General features: G+C 40.4%; 15 protein-coding genes. 11 read left to right on the top strand and 4 right to left on the bottom strand.

Translation table 11 applies throughout. The annotated features are described in order from the left end of the window. The 9 genes from ACT3QQ_RS08295 (at position 1) to ACT3QQ_RS08255 (ending at position 11,428) form a co-directional block, all read left to right on the top strand. The gene (locus ACT3QQ_RS08295; RefSeq protein WP_444527629.1) at positions 1-2,472 is read left to right on the top strand and encodes a capsular polysaccharide biosynthesis protein; all 2,472 of its coding nucleotides are present in this window, start codon (positions 1-3) and stop codon (positions 2,470-2,472) included. A 145-nt stretch (positions 2,473-2,617) separates the two neighbouring features. Then, positions 2,618-3,844 (top strand): capsule biosynthesis protein, encoded by a 1,227-nt coding sequence (locus tag ACT3QQ_RS08290; protein ID WP_444523643.1) that lies wholly within the window; start codon positions 2,618-2,620, stop codon positions 3,842-3,844. A 391-nt stretch (positions 3,845-4,235) separates the two neighbouring features. After that, positions 4,236-6,035, top strand: a complete 1,800-nt coding sequence (lepA, locus tag ACT3QQ_RS08285; RefSeq protein WP_444521063.1) for a translation elongation factor 4 — start codon at positions 4,236-4,238, stop codon at positions 6,033-6,035. Between the two features lie 98 nt (positions 6,036-6,133). Beyond that, positions 6,134-7,036 carry a signal peptidase I gene (gene lepB, locus ACT3QQ_RS08280; protein WP_444527628.1) on the top strand — a complete coding sequence of 301 codons (903 nt, stop codon included), beginning with the start codon at positions 6,134-6,136 and terminating at the stop codon, positions 7,034-7,036. 123 nt (positions 7,037-7,159) lie between these two features. Beyond that, the gene (locus ACT3QQ_RS08275) at positions 7,160-7,552 is read left to right on the top strand and encodes a DUF4845 domain-containing protein (protein ID WP_444521065.1); all 393 of its coding nucleotides are present in this window, start codon (positions 7,160-7,162) and stop codon (positions 7,550-7,552) included. A 102-nt stretch (positions 7,553-7,654) separates the two neighbouring features. Beyond that, complete coding sequence (gene rnc / locus ACT3QQ_RS08270) at positions 7,655-8,452, top strand: ribonuclease III (protein WP_444527627.1); 798 nt, start codon at positions 7,655-7,657, stop codon at positions 8,450-8,452. Positions 8,453-8,781: 329 nt separating this feature from the next. Then, positions 8,782-9,747: a GTPase Era gene (era, locus tag ACT3QQ_RS08265; protein ID WP_444527641.1), complete on the top strand. Its 966-nt coding sequence runs from the start codon at positions 8,782-8,784 to the stop codon at positions 9,745-9,747. Positions 9,748-9,810: 63 nt separating this feature from the next. Then, complete coding sequence (recO, locus tag ACT3QQ_RS08260) at positions 9,811-10,587, top strand: DNA repair protein RecO (RefSeq protein WP_444527626.1); 777 nt, start codon at positions 9,811-9,813, stop codon at positions 10,585-10,587. 67 nt (positions 10,588-10,654) lie between these two features. Then, the gene (locus tag ACT3QQ_RS08255; RefSeq protein WP_444527625.1) at positions 10,655-11,428 is read left to right on the top strand and encodes a pyridoxine 5'-phosphate synthase; all 774 of its coding nucleotides are present in this window, start codon (positions 10,655-10,657) and stop codon (positions 11,426-11,428) included. A gap of 20 nt (positions 11,429-11,448) precedes the next feature. Here ACT3QQ_RS08255 and ACT3QQ_RS08250 read toward each other — a convergent pair whose 3' ends face one another. Next, positions 11,449-12,177: a GspH/FimT family pseudopilin gene (locus tag ACT3QQ_RS08250; RefSeq protein WP_444527624.1), complete on the bottom strand. Its 729-nt coding sequence runs from the start codon at positions 12,175-12,177 to the stop codon at positions 11,449-11,451. 583 nt (positions 12,178-12,760) lie between these two features. On the opposite strand from ACT3QQ_RS08250, the gene ACT3QQ_RS08245 reads away from it, so the two are divergent. Together ACT3QQ_RS08245 and typA are read left to right on the top strand one after the other, a co-directional pair. Further along, on the top strand, positions 12,761-14,035 hold the full coding sequence (locus ACT3QQ_RS08245) for an OmpA family protein (protein ID WP_444527623.1): 1,275 nt from the start codon (positions 12,761-12,763) through the stop codon (positions 14,033-14,035). Between the two features lie 348 nt (positions 14,036-14,383). Beyond that, positions 14,384-16,234, top strand: coding sequence for a translational GTPase TypA (gene typA, locus ACT3QQ_RS08240; RefSeq protein ID WP_444527622.1), 1,851 nt, complete (start codon positions 14,384-14,386; stop codon positions 16,232-16,234). A 118-nt stretch (positions 16,235-16,352) separates the two neighbouring features. On the opposite strand, the gene ACT3QQ_RS08235 is transcribed toward typA, so the two are convergent. The 3 genes from ACT3QQ_RS08235 to ACT3QQ_RS08225 form a co-directional block, all read right to left on the bottom strand. After that, positions 16,353-16,793 (bottom strand): hypothetical protein, encoded by a 441-nt coding sequence (locus ACT3QQ_RS08235; RefSeq protein WP_444527621.1) that lies wholly within the window; start codon positions 16,791-16,793, stop codon positions 16,353-16,355. Between the two features lie 287 nt (positions 16,794-17,080). Next, a complete protein-coding gene (mutM, locus tag ACT3QQ_RS08230) occupies positions 17,081-18,022 on the bottom strand; it encodes a bifunctional DNA-formamidopyrimidine glycosylase/DNA-(apurinic or apyrimidinic site) lyase (RefSeq protein WP_444527620.1) in 942 nt (313 codons plus the stop codon). Between the two features lie 55 nt (positions 18,023-18,077). Further along, complete coding sequence (locus ACT3QQ_RS08225; protein WP_444527619.1) at positions 18,078-20,615, bottom strand: RelA/SpoT family protein; 2,538 nt, start codon at positions 20,613-20,615, stop codon at positions 18,078-18,080. Positions 20,616-20,944 lie beyond the last annotated feature (329 nt).

The raw sequence follows: 20,944 nt of genomic DNA, 5'->3' as shown, positions 1-20,944 counted from the left end.
ATGGCAAAAGAAGTAGCGAATGAAGTCAAGGTATCTACTATGTCTACCTCTGATCATGCGCTACTTTTGCCATCGTCAAAGTATCAATCACCAAAGACATTGGCAGTGATTGGTAAAGGTATGTGTCGCAATAACTTGCTACTCTCGCAAGTGCTACAAGCTGACATTCAGCGCTGGTATCCTTGGTCAGGTTTGCAAAAAGGCCTGATAAATTGCAAGAAAAAACCACAACCTGATGCATTTATTGGGTGGGGGCACAAGAAAAGCTTCCAACGAGCTGATAAAGCTGCAACCCGTCAGGACGTGAATACCTTAAGTATTGAAGATGGATTTTTGCGTTCATTGGATTCAGGTATTAGTAGTCGCCATGGCTTAAGCGTGGTTGTCGATGACATTGGCATTTACTTTGATATGACGCGCCACTCGCGCCTTGAGCAGTTAATTGTTGAGCGTACCAAGAGTACTAGTAGCGATCGTGCAGCAGACAAGACACGTGCTCGTCATTTGATGGCGCGTATATGCGAGAAAAAACTTAGTAAATATAATTCCATAATCGATTGTCCGTCGTTGGATAAGTTGATTGCTGAAGAAAATATTAACGGGAAAAAAAACGCTTCAAAATCACATGTCTTATTGATTGACCAAGTAGCTGGCGACGCCTCTGTTAAAGGTGCTGGTGCAAATAAACGTCAGTTTAAAAAGATGTTGAAGTCTGCATGCCGCAATCATCCTAACGCGTATATTTGGATAAAAGCTCATCCTGCATCAAAATCAGGATATTTATCCAACTTAAAACTACCTAAAAACGTTAGGTTGTTGACTCAATCCCTAAATCCCGTTGAGCTGCTTAAACAAGTAAGTGATGTCTATACCGTCAGCTCACATATGGGCTTTGAAGCATTGATGTTAGGCAAAAGAGTGCATTGCTTCGGGGTCAGTTGGTATAGTGGATGGGGATTAACTGATGACACTAATGCACCTAAAAACCTACTTAAATCAGTTCAAAAACGTCGTTTAGTATCAGCTGAGATATTCATAAACAGTAGGAACTCATCGAACTCAGCACTGTTTCCTGCAACGTCGCATAAGACACTTCAAACGACACTGGAAGTATTATTTTATAGTGCCTATATTGATTATAGTCGTTATGTAGATCCGGCAACGAAACAAGCTTGTGACATAGATATAGCCATTGAGTGGTTGGTGACCAATCGGCGTTGGCAAGGGCGCCTTGAAGGTGATTTGACGGTATATGAGTTTAGCCGTTGGAAGCTACCGTTTGTAAGAGCTTTCACCGATTTACCACGTACGATATTATTTATTAAACCAAAACCGCGTCTAAAAAACCTGTTACATCCAGACCATTTCCGTGTCAATTTTCAACAGCCTTTATTAGTATGGGGTTTGGCCAAACGTCAGCAAGTACAGAGTAAGCTTGCTGAGCAAAGCTTGGATACACCAGCTATTTATTGTATGGAAGATGGCTTTATCCGATCAAACGGTCTAGGCGCTACTTTACTGGTACCACTGTCTGTTGTGATAGACAAACAAGGTATTTATTACGATGCGACCCAGCCTTCAGATTTAGAAATATTGCTGCAAAATTGTCCACCACTGAGTTCTGAACAGCGTCTTCGCGTAAACACACTGCGGAATAAACTGCTTACTCAGCGTGTAAGTAAATACAATGTTGGGATCGGTATAGATATTGCTAGCATCCAAAATAATTCGTGGATGCAGGATGCCAAAATATCTGGGAGACGCCGCGTTCTTATTATCGGTCAGGTAGAGGATGATTTATCAGTACAATACTGCGGCTCCACAATAAAGACAAATAGTGATTTGATTGAACGTGTACGACAAGATAACCCAGATGCCTATTTGATTTATAAACCACATCCTGATGTTGAGGCAGGACTGCGAGCGGGTAAAGTATCAGAAGCCCATCTACGTCAGGTTGAAGCGGTTGCCTATGATACGGCGATGCCCGATTGTTTAGAATGGGTGGATGAGGTTCATACGATCAGCTCACTGACTGGTTTTGAAGCATTGCTACGTGGACTGGACGTTACCTGTTATGGACTGCCATTTTATGCAGGTTGGGGGTTGACCACAGATATTGATGAAAAGTTACTACCTAAAGCCAACTATCTAAAAAGGCGAGAACGAGACATACCTTTGTCTCTTGAACAGTTAATATATGGCGCCCTTATATGTTACCCGTTGTATCGTCTACCTGATGGCTATGGATTAGCACAAGTAGAGCAAGTGATCGATTATTTATACCCTCCAAGAGATTTACATTTGCTTGAGAGAAATGATAAATCAGAGCCCGAAACAACTCATACTTTAAATAATTCAGTGAAGACTTTGACCTCATCTTTACCCACTAAAGTTAAAAGATATGTAACCATACGCTTTATGCAACAGCGTAACCGATTGCAACAGCAACTACGTAAAATATCTCACTAATTTATCAGAAGAGCACCATATAATTGTATTGCGACAAATAGGTGCATTTTCGGTATAATCATTTTTACGTTACGTATCTTCGCATGACTGCACGACCTTTCTCATTTTTATCTCTTACTTTTTCATTTAATGGTAGTCCAGTACTATGGCAGCTTCGATGTCTCACTTGCTTACTCATCGTCATGTCTTGCTACTACAAGGGAAAATGGGTGGGTTTTTTAATCGCTTTTCGTCATTCTTGCAAACACAAGACATTAAAGTGAGCAAAATCAATTTCAATGCGGGCGATGCCTTTTTTTATCATCACGATAATACTTACGAATATACCAATACATTAGCGCAATTTTCTTCTTGGTTGCAGGTATTTATCCAAGAGCATGATATTGATGCGATTGTATGCTTTGGTGATTGTCGACCACATCATACCCAAGCGGCATGTATTAGTGAAAGGTTGGGTGTTTCATTCTTTGTCTTTGAAGAAGGGTATTTGCGTCCTGATTATATTACCTTACAAGAACATGGGATTAACGGTTATTCACGTCTAAACACTGCCGAGATTAAAGCACTTAAGAAAGCCAATGATCAGCCTTTGTACACGCACAATCGATTTTATCGCTTAAGTATCGCCGCCATCGCCTATTACATTATTACTTGGGTTTATAAAAATCGCTATCCCCATTATTCGCACTATCGAGGTATGACTGCTTGGCAAGAAGCGATTGCCTGGTTGAAGGCACCGTGGCGGAAAATTCGAGGATATCTACCAGATAAACACTTGCAGAAGAGGCTGACCAAGCAAGAAAGTAATAACTACTTCTTGATCAGCTTGCAAGTGCATAACGACTCACAGATTACGCATCATAGTGATTATCGTGATGTGGTACAGTTCATTGATGAGTCTATCGCAAGCTTTGCAAAGTTCGCTAAACAAAAACAGTTACTCGTGTTTAAGCATCATCCACTAGATCGGGGTCATAGAGACTATCGGGAGCTGGTAGCTAGCCTAGCTGAACGTTATCAAGTGTCTCATCGTGTTTTCTATGGTTGTGATATGCACCTGCCAACATTGATGAAGTACAGTATTGGTATGGTGACGATTAATAGTACGACAGGCTTGCAGTCGGTCTATCATAAGAAACCGACTAAGGTGATGGGTCGCGCAATTTATGATATTCCTAAGCTAACAGATCAAAAGCCGCTTGATGAATTTTGGCAGCAGCCTAAGGGCCCGGACAACGAGTTTTATTTAAGGTTCCGTGAATATCTAATAGAGCAGACTCAGATAAATGGCGCTTTTTATGGTAAATCGCCGTGGATGTATAAATATCTTTACCAAACTGGTAGCGAAACAACAGATGTAAATATCTCTTGAACCCATTAAACATAGCTGCTTGTTTTCTTTTCTCTATAGAGGTTCATAGTAGCTACTTTATGGTAATTAAAATGGTCTCTACAGAAACAAGTTAGGTACAACGAGCGTGCTACTTCTTGCTTTTACTTTTTTAGCTTACTATTTCATCTGCAAGTCACATCTCTTCTAACAAAATCGCCTTACTTTGCAGTGGAAAACTGCTAGAATACTCTTTTATGTCTTTGCATAAGAGCTAATGTGCTTGGCTATGGATTTCAGACAGCAGTAATAGCCGAATTGGCTGGTTATAGCTGTTAACTTTCAACAAAGTACAAGTACATTATCTATTGCATCTGACAGTATTTATTTTTAAGTTTTATTATTCTATCACCTTTAATTTAGTAGGCGCTTTGTGACTGCATTAGCCAATATTCGTAACTTTTCAATCATTGCCCACATTGATCATGGTAAGTCGACGCTTGCCGATCGTTTTATTCAAATGTGCGGTGCCTTGCAAGATCGCGAGATGCAGGCGCAGGTGCTCGACTCAATGGATATTGAGCGTGAGCGTGGTATCACTATCAAAGCACAGTCAGTAACACTGTTCTATGACCACCCAAACGGTGAGCGTTATCAGCTTAATTTCATTGATACGCCTGGCCACGTTGATTTTTCTTACGAAGTATCACGTTCTTTAGCAGCATGCGAAGGCGCGCTATTGGTTGTTGACGCTGCTCAAGGTGTGGAAGCACAGTCAGTAGCAAACTGTTATACGGCAGTAGATGAAGGCCTAGAAGTAATGGCCGTACTTAATAAAATTGACTTACCACAAGTAGAACCAGAGCGTGTTATTCAAGAAATTGAAGATATCATTGGTATTGATGCCGTTGACGCACCGCGTGTATCAGCTAAGTCTGGCCTAGGTGTCGATAAGCTGCTAGAGGCTTTGGTCGAGTTTATTCCAGCACCAACTGGTGAACGTGACGCACCGTTGCAAGCTTTAATTATTGACTCATGGTTTGATAGCTATCTGGGCGTGGTTTCATTGGTGCGTGTACGTCAAGGGACGGTAAGAAAGGGCGATAAAATTTATATTAAATCGACCAAAGAAGCACACCCAGTAAGCTCTATCGGTGTATTTACACCCAAGCCTGTCGATACAGGTATTTTAGAAGCTGGTGAAGTGGGCTTTATTATTGCTGGTATTAAAGACATTGCTGGCGCACCAGTGGGCGATACCATTACTCATTCTAAAACGCCTGATGTTGATCGTATTCCAGGTTTTAAACAGATCACTCCTCAAGTTTATTCAGGTATGTTCCCTGTTGATGCCAATGATTTTGAAAAATTCCGTGAAGCTTTGCAAAAGCTGCAAATCAATGATGCTTCGCTGTTTTTTGAGCCAGATACGTCAGATGCGCTTGGTTTCGGTTTTCGTTGTGGCTTCTTAGGTATGCTGCATATGGAGATTATTCAAGAGCGTTTAGAGCGCGAATATGATCTGGATTTGATTACTACGGCACCCTCAGTTATCTATGAAATTGAGAAAAAGAATGGCGATGTGATCTATGTAGATAACCCATCACATCTACCTGAGCCAAACAATATTGAAGAGTTCCGTGAGCCAATTGCCCGTTGTCAAATCCTAGTACCGCAAGAGTACCTAGGTAATGTAATGACAATGTGTATTGAGCGTCGCGGCGTTCAAGTTGATATGCGCTTTATGGGTCGACAAGTACAGCTGATATTTGATATCCCAATGGGCGAGGTGGTCATGGATTTCTTTGATCGCCTGAAGTCAGTTTCACGAGGTTTTGCATCGCTTGACTATAACTTCGAGCGTTATCAAGCTGATAAATTAGTAAGAGTCGATGTACTAATCAATGGTGACAAAGTTGATGCCTTAGCGATGATTGTGCACGAAACCCAAGCACGTTATCGTGGTAATGCACTGGTCACGAAGATGAAAGAATTGATTCCACGTCAGATGTTTGATGTTGCCATCCAAGCGGCTATCGGTAGTCAAATTATTGGTCGTAGTACGGTAAAAGCCATGCGTAAAGATGTACTAGCGAAATGCTATGGTGGCGATGTATCACGTAAGAAAAAACTACTGTCTAAGCAAAAAGCAGGTAAAAAGCGCATGAAGCAAGTAGGTAATGTGGAAATCCCACAGGAAGCCTTCTTAGCCGTGTTGCAAGTTGATAGCTAATTATTGGACTCTAAGATAGTCATTGTAGATAACAGTCAAATGTAGTGAGTCTTATCATAAAGATGTTAGATAAGCCGCTCGTTAATAGGCAATTTGGTATGGATTTTGATTTCAATTTAATTTTAGTGCCGTTAACTATAGTCCTAGGAATTGTTTGGCTGTTAGACAAGCTAGCGCTTAAACAGCGCAAGACTCGTGGTCGAGGTCAAGAAGGCTTACTAGTTCGCTGGGCTTATGACTTTTTCCCTGTGCTAGCAGTGGTATTAATAGTACGCTCATTTTTGATTGAGCCATTTAATATCCCATCATCCTCTATGGTGCCGACGTTATATACGGGCGACTTTATTGCCGTCAATAAGTATGCTTACGGCGTGCGTCTGCCGCTAACTTATAATAAGGTGCTAGATACTGGTGAGCCTGAGCATGGTGATGTGGCAGTGTTTCGCTATCCTGAAAACCCGAGCATTTATTATATTAAACGCGTTATTGGATTGCCTGGCGATTCAGTAAGTTATAGTCAAGGCACGTTGTCTATCAATGATGTGCCTGTTGAGACTAAATCTGTAGATTTTGCGGCAAATGCTGAATTGACTTCACAGCTATATCTACCAGGACAGGTTGGTCCAGGTCAAGTACTGACAGAAGAAAGTGCTTCTGCAATGGGTCAGCAGGAAGAAGACGCAGCACAATATTTTGAAGAAATACAAGGTGACAACAAGCACTTCGTACGTTACCTAGACGGTATGAACAGCTCGCAATACGCCCCATTTTTGCAGCAACAGTCACCAGAGGTGGTCGAATCAGAGGGTACGGAATGGCGTATTAACGTGCCAGAAGGTCAGTATTTTGTGATGGGTGACAATCGTGATCGTAGCGCTGATGGTAGGTTTTGGGGTTTTGTTCCTGATGAAAACCTAGCGGGTAAAGCAGTCTATATCTGGATGCATAAACCACCTGGCTTAAACCTACCGACCTTTGAACGTAATGGTGCTATCAATTAAGATTATTCATCAGTTGATTCATCAATAATGGTTTTATGCTAATATCGTTGCTACCTAATAAATAGCTATTTGTTATTTAGATACTTACTCAAAATAGTCATTTATCTTTAGAAGGATATCGTAATGCAGCAATTATCTGGTTTGGCTATGCAACGCGGCGCCAGTGTGACAAATATTGTTCTCATTATTATGCTTTTGGGTATTGCGACTAAATTGATAGTAGCTATCGTACCGGCTCAAATTGGTGACTATCAACTGACCAAAGTATTAAGTGCACAGCTAAAAGAAGCTAATAATAACAACGAGACAGCTAAGCAATTTGTTGAACGTGTCAATAAACAGTTGTCTATTAATGCTGACTATGATACCAAAGCAGAAGATGTGTTTACTTTTACGGATAAAAAAACAGGCCGTTTGGCTATTTATAAAGAATATGCAGTAACTAACAACTTTTTTAGCAATGTCGATATTGTTAACCGTTTCGAAGGTAACATCGAAATGGCAACAGCAGAGTAAGCTATAATAGTACGACGTATCGCTTTCATTATTTCATAAAATATATTAAACAATATTATTAAATCAAATCTGTCAAGCAGAAGGGATAACCATAAACCACGCATGAAACCAACTTCGCACCATTCCCAAGCGGTTCCTACTTCCCGAAAAAATAGTACGTCTATTGATACGCCTGTGGTTAGCTCAGAGTTTATTCAGCGGTTAGCTGTATTAACGCGTAAGTTAGGCTATGAGTTCAATAACTTAGGCCTTCCTAAACTTGCATTAACGCATCGCTCGTTCGATAGCAAAAAGAACTATGAGCGTCTAGAGTTTTTAGGTGACGCACTTTTAGGGATGATTGTGGGTGAAGCGTTATATCATCGCTATCCTAGCCAAAATGAAGGTCGATTAACGCGTATGCGTGCGACATTGGTACGCCAAGAGTCATTGGTTATTATTGCCCAAAACCTAGAGCTGTCTAATCATCTGATATTAGGAGTAGGCGAGCGTAAAGGTGGCGGTCGTAATCGCGCCTCTATACTGGCGGATGCTGTAGAGTCTCTGATCGGTGCTATCTATTTGGATAGTCAAGATATGGACATTACTCGTAATTGTGTTCTTTCTTGGTATGGTGATTTGATTGATAATGTCAATGACCAAAAAGCGCTGAAAGATGCGAAAAGTCGGTTGCAAGAGTGGCTACAATCTAAACAGTTTGACTTACCCAACTACGAGCTTATGGAAACGCGTGGTAACGCACCGCATCAAATTTTCGTCGTGCGCTGCCATGTTAATATTAATAACTGTCCTGACATTACTGAATCTGGTGAAAGCCGCCGTATCGCTGAACAAAAAGCAGCGGAGCTTATGATCAACCAACTACATAAACTGCCAGGATCAGCCAAAAAACGTGTATAGCTGATATCTATACAATATATTTTTAGATACATAGTATCAGTTTAAATAGGCTTACATCTTGGCAAACACGTATTAAAACTACCTCACAAATTATTTACTTTAAAACTTTAAATGTTTCTAGCTCATTTCTAATGAATGCTAAATAAATTTAGTATGCAAGACTGTTCGGCTAGTCACAAACCCTATAGGATTAACTTATGAGCAATCATACTGATTTGCCATCAAACAATGAAGATAGCACTCAAAACTTGGGTGAAAATACAGATATGGACTCAAGCCAAAATACTATCAAAGCCACTGATGCAGCAGATGTCGCATTGGATAATGATATGGCAATTGAAGAGTTTTTTGCCCCAAGTAGCAATACTCGTATGGCTGATGACTTTAGAGCAGGCTACGTTGCTATTGTTGGACGTCCAAATGTGGGCAAGTCAACTTTGATGAATCACTTATTAGGTCAAAAACTCTCTATCACTTCACGTAAACCACAAACTACCCGTCATCGTATTCATGGCATTTTGTCAAACCATGAAATGCAAGCTGTGTTTGTCGATACACCAGGTATTCATCATAACGAAGTACGTGCTATTAACGAACGTATGAACAAAGCGGCAGTATCAGCATTAGTAGATGTTGACTTAGTATTGTTTGTCGTTGACTCAGATCAATGGCGCGACGATGACCTATTAACCTTGCAAAAGCTTGGCGAGACCGATTTAACAGTCGTATTGGTTATCAATAAATCAGATACCTTAAAAGATAAAGGCAGCGTGCTACCGCTTATCGAAACTTTCAACGATAGTTTCGATTTTGCTGATATCGTTCCCGTATCTGCACTCAAAAATCAAAACTTAGATCGTCTGCAAGAAGTGATTGCCTCACATTTACCAGTTGCTGCACCTATTTATGATACAGAGCAAATCACTGATCGCTCTGAGCGATTTTTAGCCAGTGAAATCATTCGCGAAAAAATCATGCGTAGTGCGGGTGATGAGGTGCCATATGATTTAACGGTACAGATTGATGAGTTTAAAGACGAACCGGCACATACTGATCCAAAAACAGGGCGTCCACGCAAAGCTTGTACTTTCATCGATGCAACTATCTATGTTGAACGTGGCGGTCAAAAAGCCATCGTTATCGGTGACAAGGGCCAGCGTATCAAACAAGTTGGTATGGATGCTCGTAAAGATATGGAGCAGTTGTTTGGTAAAAAAATTATGTTAACACTATGGGTCAAAGTGAAACGTGGTTGGTCTGATGACGAGCGTGCATTGACCAGTTTGGGCTATTGATAGCGGTTAAGAACGAACGCTTCAAAAGCACTGTCTGCCTTTACTATATTTAGGTAATAAAAAATGCGTAATGAAGCGCTCGTCGGGTATTTATTGCATCAGCGTCCTTATCAGGAAAAACGCGCTTTGTATTATCTTTTTTCTCAACAACATGGCGTGATACATGGTGTTGGGAAAAAAGGCGCTCCACTGTTTATGCCGTTACAGCTTTTTGCTACTGGCAAACGCGATCTAAAAACATTTAGTCAAATCAATATTGCTTCGCAAGATATGGCTCAAACTGACCGTGTTCAAAAAGACAGTACACCTACTATATTGGAAGCAGCGCCTTACGCTAATATCAGCGGTCAACATCAGTATGCCGCACTATATATAAACGAGATATTGTGGCGGCTGTTACCTACTGAAGATCCAATGCCAGTATTGTGGCAGCATTATCAAATCAGTCTACAACAACTCAAGCAACCTCTGAGTAATAATGAGCTTCGTCTCTGTCTACGTCAGTTTGAGCAGCATCTATTTACCGAGTTAGGATTCACCTTAACGTTAATACATGACAGCGTTGAAGACCCCATCGAGTCTGACTGTATTTACTGTTTTTTACCGGATGTAGGCCTGCTCCCTGTACTAGTACATAATGAAGAGTCCGAGCATTTAGCCAGTGATTCTGGACAGACTATTTTTAAGGGCGTAGACATTATAGAAATGGCACGCTTAGGTATTACTGAGCAGACTCTGAATCATTGGTCAAAACTGCATCGACATCTTATTGACCATTTACTTGATTATCAGCCCCTACAAAGCCGTCTATTATGGCAGCAGCAGCAGCGTTATCAATAATTTCAGTCTCAACTGTTATCTTAATATTAACTATATAAGCTAGGCTTAATTGCCCAAAGGATTTTTTATGAGTATCTCTGTATCTACCTCATCTGAAAACAATTCAAAAAAACCTTTGTTAGGCGTGAATATTGACCACGTGGCAACATTGCGTCAAGCGCGCGGTGTGAGTTATCCAAGTCCATTAGCTGCTGCATTATTGTGCGAAAAGGCAGGGGCAGATGGTATAACTATACATTTACGTGAAGATCGTCGTCATATACAAGATGCAGATGTTTATGAAATAGCAGAGCAGTTGTCGACGAGAATGAATCTAGAGATGGCTGCAACTGATGAAATGCTTGCAATTGCCTGCGAAATTAAACCTTTTTGGGTATGTTTAGTACCTGAAAAGCGTGCAGAGTTGACGACAGAAGGCGGCCTTGATGTTGCAGGACAAACTACGTCTTTAAAAGAATATGTTCATAAATTGCAAGCGTCTAATATTAAAGTCTCTTTATTTATCGATCCAGATGACAAGCAGATTGCAGCTGCCGTTGAGTGTAATGCGGACGCGATAGAGTTGCATACTGGCGCTTATGCCGAAGCAGGCTTGGCAAATGATACTGATGTAAAGTCGGCTGAACTCAAAAGAATAGAACGTGCAGTAACTACAGCACAGAGACTAGATGATAAATTGCTTATTAACGCAGGTCATGGTTTAACGCGTGACAATGTTAATGCCATTGCAAAGATTGACGGTATATATGAGTTAAATATCGGTCATGCACTTATTGCAGATGCCGTATTTGTAGGACTAGAGAGCGCAGTGATAATGATGAAAGAGGCCATGTATAAATAGGTTTACGTGTATGGCACCTATTAACTATTACATTTCGTAGGGTGGTCTGCGTTAAGCTTATGTTTGACGATACCTGATTGGTTAAAAGAGATTTGGTACATCGACTTATTATAAGAAGAGGTAGGGCAGTATTTTATATGGCCGAAGTGTCCTCGCGGTCTGCCACTATCACCCCAAAATTTAGTATAGTGACGCCTACCGCCAACCCTTAACTTCACTGTACTATATCTTAGGTTTAAGAATTGCTGAGTTAATAAAATGTCTACTTGAGAATCAAAATGCTTATTGTTATTTTTATCTACAAATAGCAGAAGCGTTTTATCACTATTCCTATGACATTGCTGTGCATCATTCGATAAACAAACTAAGACATCCTGCCGACTTATATAACTTTCGGCCTTTGCTAAGGATAAAGTGTTCTCTAGTTGATGCTTGACACGTTGTGCCTCCATTCGTGCTAAGTGCGTTAAGATGCTTGGCGCTGCAATAGCTGCGATAATTCCCAATACCATTGTCGTCACAGTTAGCTCAACGAGAGTAAAGCCGTTTGATTGATTAGCATTTAAAATATTATTGTTTTTAAGGGTTGATTTTCTATAACTGACTAACTTCAATAGTTTATTGAATAACCTAGATACAATATCTAAAAACTTATCAATTCCATACCCGCCTTTTCTGCAAATAGGTAAACAAAGGGTAAAAATGACTATTCTCTCATAATGGGCCAGTACCTTATTAAATAAGTTCATAATGCGCTACATCCTATAGCCGTTTATCATTCAAATAAAAAACAACGTCTCACACATCCTTGTGTTGGTTATTCTTTGAGCACACCAATTGTTCAGATTCTTTAAATTTTCTCTGACTTAATTGTATATAAGACAGATGCAATTGCTAATCACTTGATTTTCAGAAGAATATTGGTTTTTTACAATATATATGTAATATATAGCAACTGTCAAAAAATGTTTCAATTAGTGAAAGAATGACATTAGCAATAGAGAAAAAATTCTAATTGTAATAAAATGCTTCAAGAAAGCAGCTATCAATAGACTGTCCATCTATCACAAACTGACATACAAAAGATAAAAAGCGTAAGGTGTGTTAGTTCTGGGTAACTTAGAATGTTTATTGTGTTTTAGTTACAACATTATCGTGTAATAATGTGTAGCTGGTTAACGAAAAAAGTTGTAAACTGAATTAATAATCGCTAAGCTACTCCTTAATTGGTTTTGCTTTGTAACTTAAAATGCGTAAGAGATGATTATCTTAGTACGTCTTGAAATCGGTTTTGCTTGATGCATCACTAAAATTATCCTTTGGAGGAAGTCCATGAAATTGAATAAAATAGCTCTAGCTCTTGTTGCTGTAGCGGCTGCACCAATGGCAGCTAATGCCGGTGTTACTATCAGCCCATTGTTACTTGGTTATCATATGACTGAAGAGTTCAGTGATACTTCTGATAAGCAGCGTGAAGTTCTTACTACTGGTAAGAATTTGCAAAACAACACAGACCGTGTTGGTAACGACAACGGTGGCGTAGCCAAAGAAAGCAGCCTATACACTGGTGCAGCTTTAGGTATCGAACTTACTCCTTCTACTCAATTCCAAGTAGAGTACGGTGTATCTGATGCAAACGGTGAAGCTTCTGAAGATTCAGCTAAATCTGGTGCTAACCGCTTTGATATCGAACAAGAAATGATTTCTGGTAACTTCTTGATCGGTACTGAAGAATTTACTGGTTACACTGACAGCGCACTTAAGCCATACGTACTAGTAGGTGCTGGTCAATCCAAAATCAAAGTAGAAAACCAAGAAACCTATACTAATTCTGATAACGAAATAGTTGCTGCTGGTACTGAAGTATCAAACTCTAAAGACACTATCGGTAACCTAGGTCTAGGTGCTATGTATCGCATCAATGACGCACTAAGCCTACGTGGTGAAGCTCGTGCGATTCATAACTTTGACAACAACTGGTGGGAAGGCATGGCTTTGGCCGGCCTAGAAGTAGTATTGGGTGGCCATCTAGCACCTACAGTAGCAGTACCACCTATGCAAGAGCCAGTAGTTGACAATACTCCAGTAGTTGTTGTTGAAGCTGATCTTGATTCTGACGGTGATGGCGTACCTGATAGCATCGATGCATGCCCAGGCACTCCAATGAACGTTGTAGTTGATGAGCGCGGTTGCCCAGTACCAGTAGATATTACTGATGAACTGAAAATGGAACTACGTGTATTCTTTGATAACGATAAATCAGCTATCAAAAACCAGTATAAGCCAGAAATCGCTAAAGTAGCAGAGAAGATGCGTGAGTATCCTAACTCTACAGCTCGCGTAGAAGGTCATGCTTCTAAGACTGGTCCTTCAGCACGTTATAACCAACGTCTATCTGAAGCTCGTGCCGTTGCTGTCAAATCTATGCTAACTAACGAATTCGGTATCGCTCCAAACCGTCTATCAACTGTTGGTTACGGTTATGACCAACCAATCGCTGACAACAACACTGAAGAAGGTCGTGCTATGAACCGTCGTGTTTATGCCATCATCACTGGTGACAAAACAATGACTGTTGAACAAACTAAAGATATGGTTGTTCAGTAAGCATTAGCCAAATAACTGTATAGCTAAATATATAGTTACAAAAAAAGCCACCCAATGGGTGGCTTTTTTTTATTTATGTAATGAGAAAAGTGAGTTATTACATAAATTTATGAATCAATAATGTTATACTAGCCACCCAAACATCCTGTAAGTTAACAGTTTGTACATTAGCATAGCTATCTGTATGATGAATTCGTCAGTATAGATATTTGATTGTATTGAAATTTTTATTTGATAGCATTATTTTTTGCGTCATCTTAGATTCAATATCTATCTGATTGATGATAAAAATTTATTCAGCAGCGCTTACTGCTACTGCATTTTTTTAAGACGAAACGAGCATTTTATATGGCGAACGATATCAAACACCTGCGTAACATTGCGATTATTGCCCACGTTGACCACGGTAAGACAACTTTGGTTGATAAGTTATTACATCAGTCTGGTACTTTTGGCGACCGTGCAAACATTGCTGAGCGTGCAATGGACTCAGGTGATATTGAGCAAGAACGTGGTATTACCATTTTGGCTAAAAACACTGCTATCCGCTGGACGGATCAGTCTTCAGATACTGAATACCGTATCAACATTGTTGACACTCCAGGTCACGCCGATTTTGGCGGTGAAGTTGAGCGTGTAATGTCTATGGTTGACTGCGTACTTTTGGTTGTTGACGCTGTTGATGGACCAATGCCTCAGACTCGTTTTGTGACACAAAAAGCATTTGAACAGGGTCTAAAGCCGATCGTTGTTATCAACAAAATTGACCGTCCTGGCTCACGTCCTGACTGGGTAATGGATCAAATTTTTGATTTGTTTGATAATCTTGGTGCAAACGATGAGCAGCTTGATTTCCCAGTTGTTTATGCGTCAGCATTGAATGGTATTGCAGGTTTAGACGCAGATGATTTGGCTGATGATATGACGCCATTGTTCAAAACTATTGTTGATGTTGTGCAGCCTCCACAGGTGGATGCTGACGCACCGTTCCGTATGCAAATTTCAAGCCTTGACTATAATAGCTTCCTTGGTGTTATTGGTGTTGGCCGTATTCAACGTGGTAAAGTTAAACTTAACACGCCTGTAACCATTATTGATAAGCATGGTAAGACCCGTAACGGTCGTATCCTAAAAATCATGGGTTATCATGGTCTTGATCGTATCGATGTAGAAGATGCACAAGCAGGTGATATTGTTTGTATCACAGGTATTGATGCGTTAAATATTTCAGATACTATCTGTGATCCTAACAATGTTGAAGCGCTACCACCACTAACGGTTGATCAGCCAACTGTTTCGATGAATTTCCAAGTAAACAATTCACCGTTCGCTGGTCGTGATGGCAAGTTTGTAACCTCGCGTAATATTCGTGAGCGTCTTGAGCGTGAGTTGATTCATAATGTAGCATTGCGTGTAGAAGACACAGAGTCTCCTGATAAATTCAAAGTATCAGGTCGTGGTGAGCTTCATCTATCAGTACTTATCGAAAACATGCGCCGCGAAGGTTTCGAGATGGGCGTATCAGGCCCAGAAGTTATCGTAAAAGAAGTTGATGGTAAACTACAAGAGCCGTATGAAAATGTTGTCTTCGATATTGAAGAAGAGCATCAAGGTTCTATCATGGAGCAAGTTGGTCTACGCAAAGGCGAAATGACTAACATGGAACTTGATGGTAAAGGTCGTATGCGCATTGAAGCAACGATCCCAGCCCGCGGTTTGATCGGTTTCCGCTCTGAGTTTTTAACATTGACTTCAGGTAGTGGTATCATGACGTCAAGCTTCTCACATTACGGTCCACAGAAGATCGGTGATGTTGGTGGTCGCTCTAATGGCGTATTGGTTTCTATGGCAAACGGCACTTGCTTAGGTTTTGCACTATTCAACCTACAGAAACGTGGTAAGTTATTTGCTGAGCCACAGCTTGAAGTTTATGAAGGTATGATTATTGGTCTTAACTCTCGTAACGATGATATGACGGTTAACCCAACAACTGGTAAGCAGCTTACCAACGTACGTGCCAGTGGTACTGATGAAGCTTTGACACTGACGCCAGCAGTGAAATTTACTCTTGAGCAAGCGCTTGAATTCATTCAAGATGATGAGCTAGTCGAAGTAACACCAAAAGCAGTACGTATTCGTAAACGCTACTTAACTGAAAGTGAGCGTAAGCGTCACGGCCGCGGTAAAAAAGGTGCTTAACGTTTTAGTGTCACTAAAATGAAGCAACAAAAAAGGCTAACGTAAAGTTAGCCTTTTTTATGTCTGCTCATAAACTGATATTTATTAACTTGTTGAGAAAACGGTCAAAAATAATAGTTTATGGCGTGACCACCACATAATCATTAGTGTTGATTAAAATTTCCGATGGTTGATCAACAACGATACGTACCACATTCTTATCAATAACTTGGGATTTATAATAGTTATCTTCTGCAACGGTACAGCCTAAACAGCGTCCCATAGCATCCCATGGTTCAACAAACAACTTTTGTTGGGCTTGGTCTGCATTGCGACCAATCAGCGAGAAAGGTAGACTTACAATATAAGCTGCTGTGCCAACCACAGCATTTGCGAGTTGCAGTGGCTTACCGACAACTGTATCGACTACCATCGTTTCGTATGAAGGTCCGAAATCAGTCTCATCAATTTCTATGGCTGCAAAAGTAGGCTGGATAGTAGCAGCTACCAATCCTAGGGTTGCCATTACAGTAAAAAACCTTTGCTTAACTGTGTGTTGAGTTTTTGCTTTGACGGTCATAACGATATCCTGAAACTCATAATAATATAATTAGTGGCTGCTGCTACCTTCACACAGGAATCTTGCGGCAACGATAAGTATGCTGAATATTACAGAAAAATAAACAATATGCACTATTTATGTAAGCGCTAGCACTATTAAAGCAAGATGTACGCTAATAAGCAACAAAAATGAGAATAATATGATTATAGTTTTGAATGTATGTAAGCTATTTAAAGCCGACTGTTCGAAATTGATATTAGCTTCATTTAGATTAGATTATAAGTAAAATGATATCAGCTACTAACTTACTTTACTGGCTGACAGTTTGGACAATAAACACTGGCTCTACCAGTAAGCTTGATGTTTTCTAGCGTCGAGCTGCAGTGCAGACAGCTTTCTCCTTGTCTACCATACACATTTAAAGTTTGCTGGAAATAACCAGTCTGTCCGCTTGCTACTGTAAAATCTCGTAGCGTTGACCCACCCAGCTTTATCGCTTTCTTCAAAATGTCTTTAATATAATCAACTAAGAAAACAATCTGATGGTATGAAAGTTGATTGGCAGGAGTGGCAGGGTGGATGCCGGATAAGTACAAGCTTTCAGTCGCATAGATATTGCCGACACCAACTACGACTTCTTGTTCCATAATGACAGACTTGATAGCTCGGATGATAGGCTTCTGCCTTTTATTTTTTTTAGTGTTGCCTGACAATATCCCATTGCTATCTTGACTGGGCAAATCTATACGCTGGATTAAATTGTACAAATAGTCTGCGGTAAAATCTTTTGAAAGTGGTTCAGGACCTAGATGGTCTAGTAGTTTATGACCGTAATCCTCATACCATAGTACTGAACCAAAACGTCTTGGATCGTAGTAGTGTAATTGAGATTTTGTACCATCAGCATCATTAAAAACAATAACTAAATGATCATGTTTACGCTTATCAGTATCGTCGCTATGCTGCTGTAAGCTACCTGACATTCCTAAGTGAACAAGAAGCTGACGTGGTTCAACCAAATCAGCTGAAACTGTAGAGTTATTCTGGGCTACTGCTGGCAAAAAATTAAGAATCAAATATTTTGCTCGGCGTTCGACACGATCCAATGTGTGGTTAATCAAATAGTCTAAGTTATCAGGCATCATCCATCGCAGCTTTGGTTGAAATACCTTAACATCAACTACCTGTTGCCCCAATAATGGGTCAAGACTGGCTTTAGTGGTTTCTACTTCAGGTAATTCAGGCATAGTATTTTTTGACAACTTTATTATGGAACAAACAACTACTGGCTTAAGATTTTATTTACACGACTGCACGGCGCGCATGCAAAATGCCATGCTGCTGTTCTAACTTTGCGAGCAACTTAGATAGATGTGCCAAGCCTGAGACTTCAATATGGAACTTTAGAAAAGCAATATTGTCGTCATTACTTAACGTTTGAACTTGGCGAATATTGACATTTTCTTTATCAATTATCTGTGTCAAATCACGTAGCAAACCGCGTCGGTCATATGCTTCGACATGAATATCTACGGGCTGATAACGACCAGTTTGGACTTGCCAAGCGGCTTCTATCTTACGCTCAGGATCACGCCCGACCAGACGTAGATACTCTGGGCAGCCGCGATTATGAACACTGACGCCACGAGATAAAGTGATGTATCCAGCAATTGGTTCACCGTGTACAGGATGACAACAACCTGCTAAATTAATTTCGATATTATCTAAACCGTCGATATGTATTTTGTACGCATCGAGCTTCCCTGCATCTCTATTGTCTACATGAGGTGCAAAATTTTCTGGTGGTATCTCAGGTTCTAGATGTAGCTGACGGGAAATATGACTGGTCAGCTGATTGAGACCAATATCACCTGTCACTAAACCCACGATAATATCATCGGTCGTATTGACATGAAAATGCTGAATGTAGTCGTTCAGATCAATACTGTTAGGATGGACAGATAGGCGCTCAAGCTCTTTGCTAAGCATTTGGCGACCTATTTCAATATTTTTATCACGGTCTTGCTTATTGAACCATTGACGCAGTTTTGAACGAGCACGATTGGTATGAATATAACCTAACGAAGCCACTAACCAATCACGATTGGGCTCGCGCGATGCTTTGGTAATAATCTCAACTTGCTCACCTGTTTTTAGCTGATAGGTCAGTGGAACATAGCGTTGATTGACGCGAGCTGCTTGTGCACGGTTACCAACTTGAGTATGTACATAGTAGGCAAAATCGAGAACAGTTGCGCCTTTCGGCAGTTCGATAATATCACCATCACGACTAAAGATATAAATACGCTCGAGCTCATCAAAATCAACGAGTTGCTCCTCTTCATCGAGCTCCGTATCATCAAGTTCGTCATCTGTTAAGGAGGGTGAGCGTAGCTGATTACGTGTTTCATTATTAATAGACAATAATTGGCGTAATGAGCTGATTCTTTGATTCAGGTAATTGTCTTTTTTGTTCTTTAAGCCTTCTTTGTAATTAACGTGTGCACACATACCAAGCTCGGCCTCAAAGTGCATCTCATGAGTACGAATCTGAACTTCAAGTGATTTATTTTCAGCGATTACAGCAGTATGTAGAGAGCGATAGCCATTGGATTTAGGGTTAGTAATGTAATCATCAAACTGTTCAGGAATATAACGCCATAAACCATGTACTAGGCCTAAGACGTGATAGCAGTCAGAAGGGCTATTAACCAAAATGCGCAAAGCACGAATGTCATAAAGCTGATCGAAAGATAAACCTTTAAGTTTCATTTTCCGATAAATAGAGTATATATGTTTGACGCGTCCAGATACCTCGCCTTCGATACTGGCGTCTGTTAGTGACTCATTTAATTTGTCTTGTACACGCTGAATATAGGATTCACGTTCGCTACGTTTCTCTGACAGTAGCTTTGCAATTTCTTTGTAGCGGTCAGGTGCAAGATAGCGAAAAGCTAAGTCTTCAAGCTCCCATTTCAGCTGTGCTATGCCCAGTCGATGTGCTAATGGCGCATAAATAGTCATGACTTCACGTGCGACACGCGTTTGACGTTCTTGACTAGAAAAAGTCAATTCACGCATGGCAAAAGTACGTTCAGCCAGTTTTATAAGTACTACGCGCACATCATTAGTCACAGAGATGAGCATGCTATAAATATTTGATAGCTGATCACGTTGATTATTGACGAAGTGATCTTCTAAGCGTTTATTACTCTCGATAATCTCTGAAAGCTTACCCATCGCAAGAGTATCTTTAATAAGCGTTAAAATATCTGGACCAAAGTTTTTTTCAACATCAGCGAGACTAATAATTGATTTGCGTGCACTACGATATAGCATCGCAGCGACTAGCGCATCTTCATCTTGATAGAGATAGGTCAAAATATCAGTCATACCAATACCTGTGACATAAGCGCCTGAACGCTCAGATTCACTGGTATTCATATGACTGCGGATGAACTCGCAAGCTGCACTTAGGTTGGGTACTGATTCTTGTCCAATACGCTGGGCCACATTATCTAACCAAGTAGGTACGTCGATATTGGCTTGGTCTAAGTCGACTGCCTCAGGCTCTTCGTTTGATAAAGCATTGGTATCGTTTAAATACACGTCTTCAGTTTGAGGATCATGCAAGTGATAAGTGTGTGCAGCTGAGCGATCAAAAGTAGTATGTAGCTTATGGGTTGCCAGCTGGTATTTGATATCGAGAGGAATTTGGGCATAGCTGTTCGCTGACTGGTGAGAGCGTTGACTCGCCACCAGTTGCGCCGCAAGTGTTGCACTATCGGCCTGCGTGGTTTGTCCATCCACCAGCGGTAATCCTTCACGAATTTTTACCACAACCGACTCCTCTTAGCTAGTTTGAATTGATTATAACCTCATCTACTATGCACACTTTAGATTAACGATCGATAAAGTGTCAGCTATAAACCGACACAACTGCTAAAAATATTATTTTCAGCAGCCATAAAATGCGCGTAAAATATACAAAGCTATGAGTGCAAATACTTACTATGTAGCGATTGGAAACATCATCATAAACATAGAAAGATTGTTTGCTATTATCTCATTTTAAAGTGACAAATCAAGCTAGCCTATGTACGGTTGTGGTCAGTTACACTAAATAATGGCTATTTGTTAGCACAAAATTATCAGAGCTTTGTGTCATC

The organism is Psychrobacter sp. AOP7-A1-24 (genome assembly GCF_052376235.1).
Classification (GTDB): domain Bacteria; phylum Pseudomonadota; class Gammaproteobacteria; order Pseudomonadales; family Moraxellaceae; genus Psychrobacter.
The sequence above is the reverse complement of the archived record's forward strand: the minus strand, read 5'-3'. Positions and strand labels throughout refer to the sequence as shown.

What these genes read in the sequence shown, in the direction of transcription:
- ACT3QQ_RS08295 (WP_444527629.1), top strand. Translation starts at nt 1, where the DNA reads ATGGCAAAAGAAGTAGCGAATGAAGTCAAGGTATCTACTATGTCTACC.
- ACT3QQ_RS08290 (WP_444523643.1), top strand. Translation starts at nt 2,618, where the DNA reads ATGGCAGCTTCGATGTCTCACTTGCTTACTCATCGTCATGTCTTGCTA.
- lepB (WP_444527628.1), top strand. Translation starts at nt 6,134, where the DNA reads ATGGATTTTGATTTCAATTTAATTTTAGTGCCGTTAACTATAGTCCTA.
- ACT3QQ_RS08275 (WP_444521065.1), top strand. Translation starts at nt 7,160, where the DNA reads ATGCAGCAATTATCTGGTTTGGCTATGCAACGCGGCGCCAGTGTGACA.
- rnc (WP_444527627.1), top strand. Translation starts at nt 7,655, where the DNA reads ATGAAACCAACTTCGCACCATTCCCAAGCGGTTCCTACTTCCCGAAAA.
- era (WP_444527641.1), top strand. Translation starts at nt 8,782, where the DNA reads ATGGCAATTGAAGAGTTTTTTGCCCCAAGTAGCAATACTCGTATGGCT.
- recO (WP_444527626.1), top strand. Translation starts at nt 9,811, where the DNA reads ATGCGTAATGAAGCGCTCGTCGGGTATTTATTGCATCAGCGTCCTTAT.
- ACT3QQ_RS08255 (WP_444527625.1), top strand. Translation starts at nt 10,655, where the DNA reads ATGAGTATCTCTGTATCTACCTCATCTGAAAACAATTCAAAAAAACCT.
- ACT3QQ_RS08250 (WP_444527624.1), bottom strand. Translation starts at nt 12,177, where the DNA reads ATGAACTTATTTAATAAGGTACTGGCCCATTATGAGAGAATAGTCATT.
- ACT3QQ_RS08245 (WP_444527623.1), top strand. Translation starts at nt 12,761, where the DNA reads ATGAAATTGAATAAAATAGCTCTAGCTCTTGTTGCTGTAGCGGCTGCA.
- typA (WP_444527622.1), top strand. Translation starts at nt 14,384, where the DNA reads ATGGCGAACGATATCAAACACCTGCGTAACATTGCGATTATTGCCCAC.
- ACT3QQ_RS08235 (WP_444527621.1), bottom strand. Translation starts at nt 16,793, where the DNA reads ATGACCGTCAAAGCAAAAACTCAACACACAGTTAAGCAAAGGTTTTTT.
- mutM (WP_444527620.1), bottom strand. Translation starts at nt 18,022, where the DNA reads ATGCCTGAATTACCTGAAGTAGAAACCACTAAAGCCAGTCTTGACCCA.